Origin of the sequence: Streptomyces rectiverticillatus (assembly GCF_013394065.1) — a bacterium.
Lineage (GTDB): Bacteria > Actinomycetota > Actinomycetes > Streptomycetales > Streptomycetaceae > Streptomyces > Streptomyces rectiverticillatus.
Genome location: NZ_CP040752.1, coordinates 6,779,789 through 6,793,646, shown reverse-complemented (window position 1 = coordinate 6,793,646; position 13,858 = coordinate 6,779,789). Strand labels below are relative to the sequence as shown.

Annotated in this window: 12 protein-coding genes; 5 read left to right on the top strand and 7 right to left on the bottom strand. The window is 73.2% G+C overall.

Annotated features, from left to right (window positions below; all coding sequences use genetic code 11):
* Positions 1 to 11 precede the first annotated feature (11 nt).
* Positions 12 to 1,736 (bottom strand): DNA polymerase/3'-5' exonuclease PolX, encoded by a 1,725-nt coding sequence (polX, locus tag FGW37_RS29415; RefSeq protein WP_179083848.1) that lies wholly within the window; start codon positions 1,734 to 1,736, stop codon positions 12 to 14.
* A gap of 97 nt (positions 1,737 to 1,833) precedes the next feature.
* On the opposite strand from polX, the gene FGW37_RS29410 reads away from it, so the two are divergent.
* The 4 genes from FGW37_RS29410 (at position 1,834) to FGW37_RS29395 (ending at position 8,442) form a co-directional block, all read left to right on the top strand.
* Positions 1,834 to 2,793, top strand: coding sequence for a CapA family protein (locus FGW37_RS29410; RefSeq protein ID WP_179083847.1), 960 nt, complete (start codon positions 1,834 to 1,836; stop codon positions 2,791 to 2,793).
* Between the two features lie 86 nt (positions 2,794 to 2,879).
* Positions 2,880 to 3,344, top strand: coding sequence for a hypothetical protein (locus tag FGW37_RS29405; protein WP_179083846.1), 465 nt, complete (start codon positions 2,880 to 2,882; stop codon positions 3,342 to 3,344).
* Positions 3,345 to 3,576: 232 nt separating this feature from the next.
* Positions 3,577 to 5,634 (top strand): phosphocholine-specific phospholipase C, encoded by a 2,058-nt coding sequence (locus FGW37_RS29400; protein ID WP_179083845.1) that lies wholly within the window; start codon positions 3,577 to 3,579, stop codon positions 5,632 to 5,634.
* Positions 5,635 to 5,844: 210 nt separating this feature from the next.
* Complete coding sequence (locus FGW37_RS29395) at positions 5,845 to 8,442, top strand: SpoIIE family protein phosphatase (RefSeq protein WP_246430873.1); 2,598 nt, start codon at positions 5,845 to 5,847, stop codon at positions 8,440 to 8,442.
* Positions 8,443 to 8,515: 73 nt separating this feature from the next.
* Here the strand turns inward: FGW37_RS29395 and FGW37_RS29390 are convergent, their stop codons facing one another.
* The 3 genes from FGW37_RS29390 to FGW37_RS29380 all read right to left on the bottom strand — a co-directional run bounded on the left by FGW37_RS29390 (position 8,516) and on the right by FGW37_RS29380 (position 10,034).
* Entirely contained in the window at positions 8,516 to 8,683 is a 168-nt protein-coding gene (locus FGW37_RS29390) for a CsbD family protein (RefSeq protein WP_179083843.1), read from the bottom strand.
* Between the two features lie 190 nt (positions 8,684 to 8,873).
* Complete coding sequence (locus FGW37_RS29385) at positions 8,874 to 9,791, bottom strand: maleylpyruvate isomerase N-terminal domain-containing protein (RefSeq protein WP_179083842.1); 918 nt, start codon at positions 9,789 to 9,791, stop codon at positions 8,874 to 8,876.
* Positions 9,792 to 9,821: 30 nt separating this feature from the next.
* The gene (locus FGW37_RS29380; RefSeq protein WP_179083841.1) at positions 9,822 to 10,034 is read right to left on the bottom strand and encodes a hypothetical protein; all 213 of its coding nucleotides are present in this window, start codon (positions 10,032 to 10,034) and stop codon (positions 9,822 to 9,824) included.
* Positions 10,035 to 10,187: 153 nt separating this feature from the next.
* Between FGW37_RS29380 and FGW37_RS29375 the strand changes: the two genes are divergently transcribed.
* Positions 10,188 to 10,793: a GNAT family N-acetyltransferase gene (locus FGW37_RS29375; protein ID WP_179083840.1), complete on the top strand. Its 606-nt coding sequence runs from the start codon at positions 10,188 to 10,190 to the stop codon at positions 10,791 to 10,793.
* Here the strand turns inward: FGW37_RS29375 and FGW37_RS29370 are convergent.
* The 3 genes from FGW37_RS29370 to FGW37_RS29360 are packed head-to-tail and all read right to left on the bottom strand — an operon-like array spanning position 10,745 to position 13,775.
* Entirely contained in the window at positions 10,745 to 11,860 is a 1,116-nt protein-coding gene (locus FGW37_RS29370) for a FecCD family ABC transporter permease (RefSeq protein WP_246430621.1), read from the bottom strand. The two genes, FGW37_RS29375 and FGW37_RS29370, sit on opposite strands and share 49 nt — an antisense overlap.
* On the bottom strand, positions 11,857 to 12,945 hold the full coding sequence (locus tag FGW37_RS29365; RefSeq protein WP_425506613.1) for a FecCD family ABC transporter permease: 1,089 nt from the start codon (positions 12,943 to 12,945) through the stop codon (positions 11,857 to 11,859). Before FGW37_RS29365 ends, FGW37_RS29370 begins: the two co-directional genes overlap by 4 nt.
* Entirely contained in the window at positions 12,942 to 13,775 is an 834-nt protein-coding gene (locus FGW37_RS29360; RefSeq protein WP_179083839.1) for a siderophore-interacting protein, read from the bottom strand. The genes FGW37_RS29365 and FGW37_RS29360 overlap by 4 nt, the downstream gene beginning before the upstream one ends.
* Between the last annotated feature and the right edge of the window lie 83 nt (positions 13,776 to 13,858).

The following is a 13,858-nucleotide window of genomic DNA, read 5'->3' as shown; positions in this document are numbered from 1 at the left end:
GCGCCGTGCCGTCACCGGCCCCCGGGGCGCAGGAAGCGCCGTAGCTTCTGGAACGGCCATGTGTTGATGACGTCTTCCTTCGTCAGCCATCCCCTCTGCGCCGTGCCCACGCCGTAGCGCATGTACGGCAGGTGGGTCACGGAGTGGGCGTCGGTGTTCACGGCGAACTTCACGCCGTAGCGCTTGGCGCGCAGGATGTCCTCGTCGCAGAGGTCGAGCCGTTCGGGGTGGGCGTTGATCTCCAGGGCGGTGCCCGTGCGGGCGCAGGCTTCGAAGACCGCGTCGAAGTCGGCCTCGATGCCCCGGCGTTTGCCGATCAGCCGTGTCGTGGGGTGTCCGATGATGTTGACGTGCGGGTTCTCGCAGGCGCGCAGCAGGCGGCGGGTGAGTTCGTCGCGGGTCTGGTTGAAGTGCGAGTGCACCGAGGCGACGCACAGGTCGAAGCCCGCGAGGAAGTCGTCCGGCCAGTCCACGTCGCCGTCGGGGCCGATGTTGAGCTCGGTGCCGTGCAGCACGTGCATTTTGCGGTGCTTCCCGTCGAGCTCACGGACCCGCTTTCGCTGCGCCAGGACCTTGGCGTCCGTCATGCGCTGCATGTAGAGGTTCGGGGCGTGGTCCGTCACGGCGTAGTACGCGTAGCCGCGCCCGGCCGCCGCGGTCACCATGTCCGCCAGCGTCGCCACACCGTCCGTCAGGTCGGTGTGGGTGTGGAGGTCTCCCCGGATGTCGCTTTCCTCGATCAGCTCGGGCAGCTCGTCGCGCAGGCCGGCGGCGACCTCGCCGCGGTCCTCGCGCAGGGTCGGGGGGATCCAGGGCAGGCCGAGCCGTGCGTAGACCTCCTCCTCGGTCTCCGAGACGATCTTCTTGCCGCTCTTGGCGTGGAAGAGGCCGTACTCGGACAGCTTGTACTTGTGGCGGACCGCGATCTCGCGGACGCGGATGTTGTGCGCCTTGGAACCGGTGAAGTACAGCAGTCCGGCTCCCCAGGCGTCCGCCGGCAGGACGCGGAGGTCGACCTGGAGGCCCTTCGTGGTGCGGATGGAGGTCTTCTTCTCGCCGTGCGCGATGACCTCGGCGGTGATCGGCAGCTCGGTGATCGCCTCCATGAGCGGGCCCGACCGGTCGGCCGCGACGAGGATGTCGATGTCCCCGATGGTCTCGCGCATCCGCCGCAGCGACCCCGCGTAGGTGCACCGCTCGCATCCGCCGACGCCGGAGAGGTCGGCGACGATCTGTTCGGCGACGTCCATGGCGGCGTTCAGCAGGATGCGGTCGCCCGCCTGCTGCATCAGGGCGATGCCGTGCAGGATGTTCTCCTCGGTCTTGGCGCCGAAGCCCTTGAGGTCGCGCAGCTTCTCGTCGTGGATGGCGTCGAGGAGCTCGTCGACGGAGGAGATGTGGAGTTCCTCGTAGAGGAGCATGGCCTTCTTCGGGCCGAGCATGGGGATGGTGATCAGCTCGCGCACTCCGGCCGGGATGACCGCCCTGGCCTCCTCGACCATGGAGAGCCGGCCGGTCCGCAGGTATTCGAGGACCTTCTCGGCGATCGACTTGCCGACGTTGGGGATGTCGAGCAGCCCCTTGAGGTCGAGGCGGGAGACATCGGCGTGGTGGCCGCCGATCGCGCGGGCGGCCTTCTCGTAGGCGCGCGCCTTGTAGGCGTCGCCGCCGGTGATGGTGACGAGGTCGGCGTACTCCTGCAGCAGCGCCTCGACCTCTTCGTTGGGCCGGGCCATGGATCTGCTGTTCCCCCTCGGCACGGATCCGACACATTCCCCATGAAAACTCACTATTCCTACAATGAAACGGGTGGGGCGAGGAGGTGGTTGAACCATGAAGCTCGCACTCGCCGGCGACACCATGCTCGGCCGCGAAGTCGCCGGACGCCTCGCCACGGAGCCGCCGGAGAGCCTGTTCGCCGACGAGGTCGTGGCCGCGGCGCACGAGGCCGACCTCTTCGTCCTCAACCTCGAATGCGCGGTCTCCGCACGCGGCGAGCGCTGGCGCGACCCCTTCAAGCCGTTCTTCTTCCGGGCGCCGCCCGTGGCGACGCAGACCCTGCGGCACCTCGGCGTCGGCTGTGTGAACCTGGCCAACAACCACGCCTTGGACTACGGCCCCGAGGCCCTGCTCGACACCGTCCGCCATCTGGCCGATGCCGGGATCGCCTGGGCGGGGGCCGGCCGCGACGAGGAGGCGGCGCGGCGGCCGGCCGTCCTGGAACACGGCGGGCTGCGGCTCGGCGTCGTCGGGGTCACCGACCACCCGCACGACTTCGCGGCAGGTCCTGACCGGCCGGGAGTCGCCTACGCGCACCTGGACGCCGGCGCCCCGGACTGGCTCCTGCGGACCGTCACCGCGCTGGACACGGACATCACCCTCGTCACGCCGCACTGGGGCCCGAACATGACCTCCGGCCCGGCCGACTACATCCGCCGGGCCGCGCAGCAGTTCCTCGCCGCGGGCGCCACCCTCGTCGCCGGGCACTCCGCGCACGTCTTCCACGGCGTCCAGGACCGCGTGCTCTACGACCTCGGGGACTTCATCGACGACTACGCGACGGACGACCGGCTGCGCAACGACCTCGGCCTGCTCTTCCTCGTCTCGTTCGACGGCACCCGCCCCGTACGCGTGGAAGCGGTGCCCCTCGCGCTCGACTTCTGCCGTACCCGGCTCGCCGACGCGGCGGAGACCGGGTGGATCACCCGCAGGTTCCGGCGGGCCTGCGCGGCCTTCGGCACGGACGTCGTGGAGGAGAACGGCCGCCTGGTGGTCGAGTGGCAGCCCGCGTAGCGACGGACCGGCCTGACCGCCTGCTTCCGCAGCTCGCGAAGCCCTACCATCGGGCACACCTTCGCTCCGGCGCGCAGGAGGTCCGGATGGCCGAGCCCCTTCCCCTGACCGCGCACCTCTACTTCGATGCCGAGACCGGCGAGGAGGAGCGCAGGTCGCTGACCGACGGGCTGGCAGGGCTGGGGCTGGAGACGTACAGCGCGACGCTGGGGGCCTTCAGGGGCGAGACGCTCACCTGGCTGGTGCTCGTCGTGCTGCCGCTCAGCGGCTTCCTGCAGAACGTCGGGCAGATCCTCGCCCAGGACGCCTGCACCGCGCTCAAGCGGATCCTGGGAGGCGCGCTGCGGCGCTCCCCGGGCGAGCCGCCCGCGCCGCCTCGCCCGCTCCTGCTGGAGGACACGCGCTCGGCCACCCGGATCCTCGTCGAGGCCGACCTGCCCGTCGCCGCCTATCAGCAGCTCCTCGAACTGGACCTGCAGTCCTGCACGGGCCGGACGCTCTCCTACGACCGGGAGCGCAACTGCTGGAGCGGGCCCGGGCCCCGGCCCTGAGTTCCGGCCCCCCGGGCGCGCGCCTGCCGGGTGGTGACCGCCGTCGCCACCCGGCACCGCCATGTCCAGCCCGCTTCTCCCCCTTCACAGGGCTCCCCTTCTGCCACGCCGTCCGCTACGTTCGCCTCGCGTACCGCGCCCCGTCACACCGACGACACGGCCCCTTCCCCGGCACTCGCTGCTCTTGGAACACCCGGCTCCAGCCCCGACTCCCCAAGAGGTCCTCACACTCATGCCTGAACTCAACCGGCGGCGATTCCTCCAGATCGCCGGCGCGACCGCGGGCTACGCCGCCCTGTCGAGCAGCATCGAGCGTGCCGCCGCCATCCCCGCCCGCCGCGCTGCCGGCACGATCCAGGACGTCGAGCACATCGTCGTCCTGATGCAGGAGAACCGCTCCTTCGACCATTACTTCGGCACGATGAAGGGCGTGCGCGGCTTCGGTGACCCGCGCCCGGTGTCCCTGCCCAGTGGCAAGCCGGTGTGGTACCAGTCGGACGGCTCCAAGGAGGTGCCGCCCTACCACCCGGACGCCGAGAACCTCGGCATGCAGTTCATCGCGGGCCTCAACCACGACTGGGCGGGCGGGCAGAAGGCCTGGAACCAGGGCCGGTACGACCAGTGGCTCCCCGCCAAGGGAACGGGAACGATGGCCTACCTGACGCGGCAGGACATCCCGTTCCACTACGCGCTCGCCGACGCGTTCACCGTGTGCGACGCCTACCACTGCTCGTTCATCGGTGCCACCGACCCCAACCGCTACTACCTGTGGACGGGGCACACGGGCAACGACGGCAAGGGCGGCGGGCCGGTCCTCGGCAACGAGGAGGCCGGCTACGACTGGACGACGTACCCCGAGCGGCTGGAGAGGGCCGGCGTCTCGTGGAAGATCTACCAGGACGAGGGCGACGGCCTGGACAAGGCCGGCTCCTGGGGCTGGATCGAGGACGCCTACCGCGGCAACTACGGCGACAACTCCCTCCTCTACTTCAACAACTACCGCAACGCCAAGCCCGGCGACCCCCTCTACGACAAGGCGCGCACCGGCACGAACGTCAAGAAGGGCGGCGGCTACTTCGACGTCCTCAAGGCCGACGTCAAGGCCGGCAAGCTGCCGCATCTCTCCTGGATCGCCGCGCCGGAGGCGTTCTCCGAACACCCGAACTGGCCGGTCAACTACGGCGCCTGGTACATCTCCCGGGTCCTGGACGCCCTGACCTCCAACCCGGAGGTGTGGAGCAGAACGGCCCTGTTCATCACATATGACGAGAACGACGGCTACTTCGACCACGTCCTGCCGCCGTTCCCGCCCGCCTCCGCCGCCCGGGGCGCCTCCACCGTGGACACCGCGCTCGACGTCTTCGCCGGGAACGCGCGCTACGGCCCCGGCCCCTACGGCCTGGGTCAGCGCGTGCCCATGCTCGTGGTCTCCCCGTGGAGCACGGGCGGCTTCGTGTGCTCGGAGGTCTTCGACCACACCTCGGTCATCCGCTTCATGGAGCGCCGCTTCGGGGTGCGCGAGCCGAACATCTCGCCGTGGCGGCGTGCCGTCTGCGGCGATCTGACCTCGGCCTTCGACTTCCGCCTCGCGGACGCGCGGCCCGCCGCGCTGCCGGACACCGCTGCCTACGAGCCGCCGGACCGGGGGCGGCACCCGGACTACGTGCCGAAGCCGCCGTCCGGCCCCTCGCTGCCCAAGCAGGAGAAGGGCTCGCGGCCCGCGCGCCCGCTGCCGTACGCCCCACTGGTGGACGGGGCCGCGACCGCCTCGACCGGGCGCTTCACCCTCACCTTCGGCGGGGGCGACGCAGCGGGCGTGTGCTTCACGGTCACCTCCGGCAACCGCACGGACGGCCCCTGGACGTACACGGCCGGAGCCGGCAAGAAGCTCTCCGACACCTGGAACACGGCCTATTCGAAGGGCGTCTACGACCTGTCCGTCTTCGGCCCGAACGGCTTCCTGCGCACCTTCCGCGGGCCCGGCAGGGCCGCCGGCCCGGAGGTGACCGCCCGCCACGACGCCCGCACCGGCGGCGTCAGCCTGACGATGACGAACGCGGGCGGCAGCGACTGCCACCTGACGCTCACCGACGCGTACGCCGGGAAGCGCGAGACCTTCACGGTGCGGGCGGGCGGCCGGCTGGTCCACACGGTGGACCTGCGCCGCAGCAAGCGCTGGTACGACCTGACCGTGGTGTCGGACACGGACGGCAGCTTCCTGCGCCGCTTCGCCGGGCACGTCGAGACCGGTGAGACGGGGATGAGCGACCCGGCCATCGCCACGGTCTGAGCCCGGCCCCCGTTCGCGCCGCGGAAGAGAGCGGGGTAGACATGGGATATGGCCCGAAACCGGGACCGCTCCTCGGGGCCCTCGGGCCGCTGGTTCACCGGTCGGCGCCGAGACAGCAGGCGTGAGCCGGGGCAGTCGCGCAACGGCTCACGGGCGCCGTCGGCCGGACGTCTCCGGTCGGTGGTGCGCAGCCGCAGCGTCGCCGGTCAGATGTTCCTGCTGCAGCTGCTGATCGTTCTGCTGCTCGTCGTCGCCGCGGTGGTCACGCTGGTGCTCCAGGCGCGGAGCGACAGATTCCAGGCGGCGCGCGACCGATCGCTCGCCGCCGCACAGGCGTTCGCCCACAGCCCCGGCCTGGTGGCGACCCTGCGCGGTCCCGATCCCAGCAAGGTGCTCCAGCCGCTGACCGAGGCCGCCCGCAAGGAGGCGGGCGTCGACTTCGTCGTCGTGACCGACCGGGACGGCGTCCGCTACACGCACCCCCGGCCCGAGCTCATCGGCCAGCAGTTCATCGGCACCATCGGCCCCTCGCAGGCCGGCCACGTCACCGTCGAGAGCGTCCACGGCCCCCTGGGCGAGGAGGTGCAGGCCGTCGTCCCGGTGCAGGACGACCACGGCAACGTCGTCGGCCTCGTCTCCTCCGGGGTGAAGGTCAGCGCCGTGAGCAGCGCGGTCGACCGGCAGCTGCCGCTCCTGCTCGCCGCCGGCGGCGCCGCGCTGGTCCTCGCCACCGGCGGCGCGGCCCTGGTCAGCCGGCGGCTGCAGCGCCAGACGCACGGCCTCGGCCCGGCCGAGATGACCCGGATGTACGAACACCACGACGCGGTCCTGCACGCGGTGCGCGAGGGCGTCGTGATCGTCGGCGGCGACGGCCGCGTGATGCTCGCCAACGACGAGGCGCGCCGGCTCCTGGGCCTGCCGCAGGACGTGGAGGGGCGGGCCGTCGCCGAGCTCGACCTCGAGCCCCGGATGGCCGAGCTGCTGGAGTCCCGGCGCGTCGCCAACGACGAGGTGCTGCCCGTAGGAGACCGGCTGCTGGCCGTGAACAACCGGCCGACGGACCGCCGGGGCGGGCCGCCCGGCAGCGTGGCGACCCTGCGGGACTCCACCGAGCTGCGCGCCCTCGCCGGAAAGGCCGAGGCCGCGCGCGAGCGGCTGAAGCTGCTGTACGACGCGAGCGTGGCCGTCGGGACGACGCTCGACGTCCAGCGCACCGCCGAGGAGCTCACCCAGGTGGCCTCTCCCCGGTTCACCGACTACGCCACCGTCGACCTCGCCGAGCCCGTCCTGCGCGGCGACGAGCCGCGGTCGGGGGTCGGCAGCGACGCCCCCGAGCTGCGGCGGGTGGCGCTCAGCGGCGTCCGCGACGACCACCCGCTGTACCGGGCGGGCGAGCTGCACCGGTTCGCCGCGCCCACCCCGCAGGCGACGGGCTTCCTCAGCGGGCAGGCCGTCCTCGTACCCGACCTGGCGGTGTCCTCCGGCTGGCGCACCCAGGACGTCGAGCGCACGCAGGCGATACTGGACTACGGCTTCCACTCCCTGATCACCGTGCCGCTCAAGGCGCGCGGCGTGCTCATGGGCATCGCCAACTTCTGGCGGACGGGTGACAGCGCCACCTTCGAGGAGGACGACCTGTCCCTGGCCGAGGAGCTGGCGGCACGGGCCGCCGTGTGCATCGACAACGCCCGGCGCTTCACGCGCGAGCACGCCATGGCCGTGACCCTGCAGCACAGCCTGCTGCCGCGCGGGCTGCCCGAGCAGAACGCCCTCGACGTCGCCTACCGCTACCTGCCGGCCCAGGCCGGGGTGGGCGGCGACTGGTTCGACGTGATCCCGCTGCCGGGGGCCCGGGTGGCCCTGGTCGTCGGCGACGTCGTCGGGCACGGCCTGCACGCCGCCGCCACCATGGGCCGCCTGCGCACCGCCGTACAGAACTTCTCCGCCCTCGACCTGCCGCCCGACGAGCTCCTCGGGCACCTCGACGAGCTGGTCGGGCGCATCGACATGGAGTCGGCGGGGATCGGCGGGGAGGACGCGATCGCGGGCGCGACCTGCCTGTACGCGATCTACGACCCGGCCACGGGCGTCTGCGCCATGGCCCGGGCCGGCCACCCGCTGCCGGCCGTCGTCGACCCCGAGGGCACGGTGGACTTCCCCGAGCTTCCCGCCGGGCCGCCGCTGGGCCTCGGCGGGCTGCCCTTCGAGGCCGGGGAGCTGCAGCTGCGCGAGGGCAGCAGCCTCGTCCTCTACACCGACGGCCTCATCGAGGACCGCAAGCGGGACATCGACGCCGGCCTCGCGATCCTCACCGCCACGCTCGCCCACGCCGGCCGGACTCCGGACGAAGTCTGCGAGGAGGTGCTCAACGCCCTGCTTCCCGCCCGGCAGCGCGACGACATCGCCCTCCTCGTCGCCCGCACCCGCATCCTGGACCCCGACCGGACCGCCGAGTGGGAGCTGCCCTCCGACCCCGCGGTCGTGGCGCGCGCCCGCGCCGAGGTCACCCGGCAGCTGACCGAGTGGGGCCTGGACGAGGCCGCGTTCACCACGGAGCTGATCCTGAGCGAACTCGTCACCAACGCCATCCGCCACGCCTCGGGCCCGGTCGGCGTCCGTATCGTCCGCGACCGCGCCCTGATCTGCGAGGTCGCCGACGGCAGCAGCACCTCGCCCCACCTGCGCTACGCCGCCGCGGAGGACGAGGGCGGCCGCGGCCTGTTTCTCGTCGCCCAGCTGGCGGAGCGCTGGGGGACGCGGTACACGCCGGAGGGCAAGGTGATCTGGGCGGAGCAGCCGCTGGCGTGACATGCCCGCTCACGCCGACAGGACGGGCTGGTGTCTCCAGCCCGTCCTGGGTTCTACCGGTGGTCGTACGCGGTCAGCGGCCGCGCAGGTTCTTCTTGGCCTTCTCCGCGGACTCCTGGACCTTGCCCGTCACCTTCTCGGCGCGGCCCTCGGCCTCCATGCGCCGGTCGCCCGTCACATTGCCCGTGGTCTCCTTGAGCTTGCCCTTGACCTGCTTGGCCTTCGCCTTGCCTTTGCCCATGACCGGGCCTCCCTGTGTGTGCAGTGAAGGGGTTTCTCCCGGAATCCACCCTGTGGCGGGTCCACGGGGTCCGCAACCGACGCGGCGAAGGCGGCGAGGACGAAGACCGCCTCTTCCGCGCGCGTCGCGGCGGCTGCCGTGGCGCGGGCGCCGAGGACGAGTGCCGTGAAGGACACGACGGTGGCGGGGTTCAGCAGGGTGATGCCCAGCAGGGTGACGTACGCGCGCAGCGGGCCGGACGGGGTTTCGTCGGCTCGCCCGGACGGCTGACGTCCGTGGTAGCGGCCGACGGCGGTGACGCCGGTGCGGGCGGCGAGTGCGCGCCGCTCACGTCAGGGCGGTGCGTGAGGTCATGGACCGATCGTGGCGGCGACGGGGTCGGCCGGGCAATGGATTTTCGCGTGGCCCGCGCCTTCCGTACGGGCGCCCCGGGCCCCTGCTCACTGCCGCAGCCGGGACCCGGAGCGCTCCAGCCAGAGGTCGAGCAGCGGCTCGTCGCCGAGGATCTCGACCCCGCGGTGGTGCCCGGCGCCGGGCCGGTCGCGTGGAAGTGCAGCGTGCGGCCGGGCCCGAGCAGGGAGGACCTGCCGGGTGCCGCTTCGACGGCCTCGGGGAGCGAGGCGAGCGTCATCCACTCGTCCAGGGCGTCGAGCGCGAGCTCCTCGTCGAGGTCGAAGCCGGCGCCGGCGGCGAGCGCCGCGTCGGCACGGTGGATCGCCGTCTCGTGGACCGTCCGGCGGGCCCAGAAGGCCGCGGACGGCGACCCGGCGGCGGTCCGTGCCGACGCGCGGGGCCCGGCCTCGCGCAGCGTACGCACGAGGCGGGCCGCGCCGTCAGCGAGCCGGCGGTCGAGCACGCCGCCGTTCCCGTCCGTGCAGCCGGAGACGTCGTCGAGCACAGGGCCGGGCGCGGCTTCCGCCGCCCTGGTGCGCACGATCTCCTCGACCCGGCGGTGGGTGCCGCCGACGTGGCGGAGCAGCCGGCCGAGGTCCCAGCCCGGGCACGAGGGGACGGGGGCCCTCATGTCGGCGCCCTTGACACACGACCTCAACAGGTCGGTCTGCGCGAGGATTTCGGCGCAGAAGCGGTCGAAGCTCAGGGGGCTCATGCGGCCACGGTACGCGCGGGACGGGAATCCCTACGACCGGGCGCGACCGGGCCGGGCCGCTCCCCCGCCCGGGGCGCTCCGCTCCCCCGCCCCGGGCTCCGCGCCCGGCTCCTCGGGGGTCAGGGGTTCCGCGTCGCGCCACTCCTCGGTCCGGGTGGGCCGTCCCGACCGGGTCAGCTCCTCCACTTCCTTCTTCAGCTCGTCGTCCCGCTTGGCGCCGTGCTTGCTGCTTCCCCGGTCCATCGTTCGTGCCTCCTGCTGATCAGGTGCTGGAACCCGTCGGGTGCCCGGACTTTTCCTGACTAAACCAGTCGCCGACCCCCTCCCGGGACCAAGATTTAGTTAGGTTAGGCTTACCTCACTTTCTGCAGGTGACGTGAGAACCGGGAGCCCTTTATGAGGCTGGGTCCGCTGACGGTCCGTACAGGAGAGGGCCGTCCGGCCCTCCCGGCAGCGGGCGGCGTACGGGCGGCGCGGGCCGCCGACGCGCCCGGGCTGTACGCCCTGTCGGAACCCTTCATGCGGACCGGTGCGCTGCGCCGCCGCACACCGCACGTCTACGCGGCACGGTTCGCCGAGTTCTTCGTGGCGGAGGACGTTCGGGGGACCCTCGAAGGGTGCGTGGCCCTGCGCACGTTCCCCGGTGACGGCCTGTCGGCCACCGGGGCGGCGGGCGTGCTGCACAACTTCTGCGTGCGGCCCGGCCGTCAGCGCCGCGGCATCGGCTCGCGGCTGCTGACGGCGCTGCTGCTCCACGCCTCCGACCGGTCGGTGACCGAGGTGTTCGCGGCGACGACCGGCGACGGCGAGGCCTTCCTCCGCAGCGGCTTCCGCGAGACGGACACCTCGCGGGCGCCGCGTACGTGGGTGGCCGCCCTCGATCCCGCCCGCGGCTCCCGCATCTTCGCCCGGCCGCTGCCCGGGACCCCGCTCTCCGAGGGGAGCGCTCCCGTTCAGCCCTGGCCGGCGCGCCACTGCCGGGCGAGCACGTACACCAGGTAGCAGCCGCCGACGACCCCGGTCAGGACCCCCACGGGAAGCTGCGTGGGGGCCAGCATCCGCTGCGCGGCGAGGTCGCTGCCCGTCAGCAGCAGGGCGCCCAGGACGGCCGACGGCGCGAGGTTCGGGCCCGGGGAGCGGGTGAGCCTGCGCACCACCTGGGGCGCCACCAGGGCGATGAACGGCACGGGACCCGCGACGGCCGTGGCCAGGGCGGTGAGCCCCACGCCGACCACCAGCGCCGCGGCCTTGACCCGCTCGACCCGTACGCCCAGCGCCGACGCCGTGTCCTCGCCCATCTCCAGCATGCGCAGCGGCCGGGCGAGGAGCAGGGCCGCAGGAGCCAGGACGGCGAGTGCGGCGGCCATCGTGCCCGCGTGCTCCCAGCCGCGGCCGTTGAGGCTGCCGGTGAGCCAGACCTGGGCGCTCTGCGCGTCGGTGAAGGACGCCTTCGCGATCAGGTAGGCGTTGGCCGAGGAGAGCAGCGCGCTCACCCCGATGCCGACGAGGACGAGCCGGAAGGTGGCCGCGCCGCCCCGCCAGGCGAGCAGATAGACGGCGGCGCCGGTCACCGCGCACCCGGTGACCGAACCGGCGGCGACCGAGGCCGTGCCCGCGCTCAGCACGAGGATGGTGACGAGGGCACCGGTGGCGGAGCCGACGGTGAAGCCGATGACGTCGGGGCTCCCCAGGGGGTTGCGGGCGACGTTCTGGAAGAGCGCGCCGGACAGGCCGAGGGCGGCCCCGACCAGAAGGGCCGTCAGCAGCCGGGGCAGTCGCAGTTCCTCGACGATGTACGTGTACGCGGGGTTGCCGTCGCCGGCGAGGACGTGCAGGACGTCGGGCACGGGGATGCGGAAGTCGCCGGTGGTGAGCGTCCACACGCCCGTGGCGGCCGCCGCCAGGAGCAGGCCGAGGCAGACGGCGGCGGCGCGCGGGTCCCAGCGCACGGAGAGGGCGGGGCGGCCCGGCAGCGGCAGGCGCAGGGCGCGCAGACGCAGGGGCCGCGAGGGCGCGCTCGGCGGCTGCTCCGCCGGACGGGGGCGCGCAAGCGGGGTACGGCTGGTCACAGTTCGCTGATCCTCTTGCGGCGGACGAGTGCGATGAACAGGGGCGCTCCGAGGAACGCGGTGACGACTCCGGCCTCCAGCTCCTGCGGGCGCAGCACGACGCGGCCGAGGATGTCGGCGGCGAGCAGCAGCGCGGCGGCGAGGACGGCGCTGTAGGGCAGGACCCAGCGCTGGTCGGGCCCGGCGATCAGCCGTGCCACGTGCGGAACGGCCAGTCCGACGAAGGCGATCGGGCCGACGGCGGCGGTGGCGGCCCCGCACAGCAGGGTGACGGCGAGCATGGTGGCGAACTGGGTGCGGCCGGGGTGGGCGCCGAGCGCGCGGGCGGTGTCGTCGCCCAGGGCCACGGCGTTCAGCGGCCGGGCCAGCAGCGCGGCCAGCAGCGCGCCCGCGGCCAGGAACGGCAGCACCTGCCGGATCAGGGCGCCGTCCACGCCGCCGAGGGTGCCGATCTGCCAGAACCGGAAGCGGTTGAGGGTGAGCGGGTCGAGCAGGATCAGGCCGTTGACGACCGCCGTGAGGACGGCGGTGACGGCGGTGCCCGCGAGGGCGAGGCGCACGGGGGTGGCCCGGGAGCGGCCGCGGGTGCCCAGCAGGTGGACGGCCGCGGCGGCGACGGCCGCGCCCAGCAGCGCGCACCACACGTAGGCGCTGAAGCTGCCGAGGTCCAGCAGGGCGGTCGCGGCGGCGACGGCGGCAGCGGCGCCGGCGTTGACGCCGAGCAGCCCCGGGTCGGCGAGCGGGTTGCGCGTGAGCGCCTGCATGAGCGCACCGGACAGGCCGAGGGCGATGCCGACGCCGATGCCGAGGAGGCTGCGCGGCAGCCGGGAGGTGCGCACGACGATCCAGTCGTCGTTGCCGGGGTCCGGGTGCAGGAGGGCGTGCAGGACGTCGCCGGGCGGGATCGTCTTGGCGCCGATGCCGATGCTCAGGACGGCGAGGACGGCGACGAGGGCGGTGCAGGCCAGCAGCCCGGCGGCCCGCCGCGCGTGCTGAGCGCGGCGGGCCGGGGGCCGCCCCCCGCCTGCGGCGTTGCGCACAGGACGGGGGCCGTCGGTGGTGGTGGGAGCGGCAGTGGTGCTCACGCGTGCTCGTGCTCTTCGTCCGAGTGGTGGTCGTGGTTCTCCACGCCGCGCTTCCAGTAACCGTCGATGTCCACCTGCTCCTTGGCCATGCCGAGGTCGCGGCGCAGGTAGCGGCGGATGGGCTTGAGGGTGCCTGCCTCGCCGGCGATCCAGGCGTAGCCGAGTCCCTCGGCGGGCAGTTCGGCGGCACGGATGGCCTGCTCCATCAGGTCGCCCGTGCCGGCCGGGGCGTCCCCGCGGTGCAGCCAGGTCATGGTGCAGTCGGCGGCGGTGGTGAAGTGCTGTTCGTCCTGCGGGCCGGGCACCTCGGCGAAGGCGAGGACGCGGACGCCCGCGGGCAGCATCTCCAGCCAGCGGCCGAGCGCGGGCAGGGCGGTCTCCTCGGCGGCCAGCAGGTACCAGTCGTGGACCATCGGCAGGATCTCGGAGCCGCGCGGGCCGAGGACGCCGAGCCGCATGCCCGGCTCCGCCCGCGCGGCCCAGGCGGAGCCCACGCCGTCGCCGTGCAGGACCATGTCGACGTCCAGCTCCTGCGCCTCGGGGCGGTAGTAACGGACGGTGTAGTCCCGGGTGATGGGCTCCACGGGGGCGTCCATCCAGGTGTCGTTGCTGATGACCGGCTCGACGGGCAGTTCGGCGCCCGGTTCGGCGAAGCAGAGCTTCACGTGGTCGGTGGGCGCCTGCTCGCAGAATCCTTCCAGCGCGGGGCCGCCGAACGTCACCCGCACGGTGGAGGGGGTGAGCCGGTCGACCCTGCGCACCTCCAGCAGGCGGTACTTGAGCGGATGGCGGACGATGCGCATGCGCGGCGGGAGCGTCTCAATGGTCATCGATCATCCCAATCTGGCCGGGGTGTGCCGCGGGACCGGCACCGCGTTGCGGTGGCCCCCGCGCGGGCGCGCGAGGGCCACCG

Coding starts and splice junctions, on each gene's coding strand:
- FGW37_RS29400 (WP_179083845.1), top strand. CDS start 3,577: ATGCCTGAACTCAACCGGCGGCGATTCCTCCAGATCGCCGGCGCGACC.
- FGW37_RS29375 (WP_179083840.1), top strand. CDS start 10,188: ATGAGGCTGGGTCCGCTGACGGTCCGTACAGGAGAGGGCCGTCCGGCC.
- FGW37_RS29380 (WP_179083841.1), bottom strand. CDS start 10,034: ATGGACCGGGGAAGCAGCAAGCACGGCGCCAAGCGGGACGACGAGCTG.
- FGW37_RS29360 (WP_179083839.1), bottom strand. CDS start 13,775: ATGACCATTGAGACGCTCCCGCCGCGCATGCGCATCGTCCGCCATCCG.
- FGW37_RS29385 (WP_179083842.1), bottom strand. CDS start 9,791: ATGAGCCCCCTGAGCTTCGACCGCTTCTGCGCCGAAATCCTCGCGCAG.
- polX (WP_179083848.1), bottom strand. CDS start 1,736: ATGGCCCGGCCCAACGAAGAGGTCGAGGCGCTGCTGCAGGAGTACGCC.
- FGW37_RS29410 (WP_179083847.1), top strand. CDS start 1,834: ATGAAGCTCGCACTCGCCGGCGACACCATGCTCGGCCGCGAAGTCGCC.
- FGW37_RS29390 (WP_179083843.1), bottom strand. CDS start 8,683: ATGGGCAAAGGCAAGGCGAAGGCCAAGCAGGTCAAGGGCAAGCTCAAG.
- FGW37_RS29395 (WP_246430873.1), top strand. CDS start 5,845: ATGTTCCTGCTGCAGCTGCTGATCGTTCTGCTGCTCGTCGTCGCCGCG.
- FGW37_RS29405 (WP_179083846.1), top strand. CDS start 2,880: ATGGCCGAGCCCCTTCCCCTGACCGCGCACCTCTACTTCGATGCCGAG.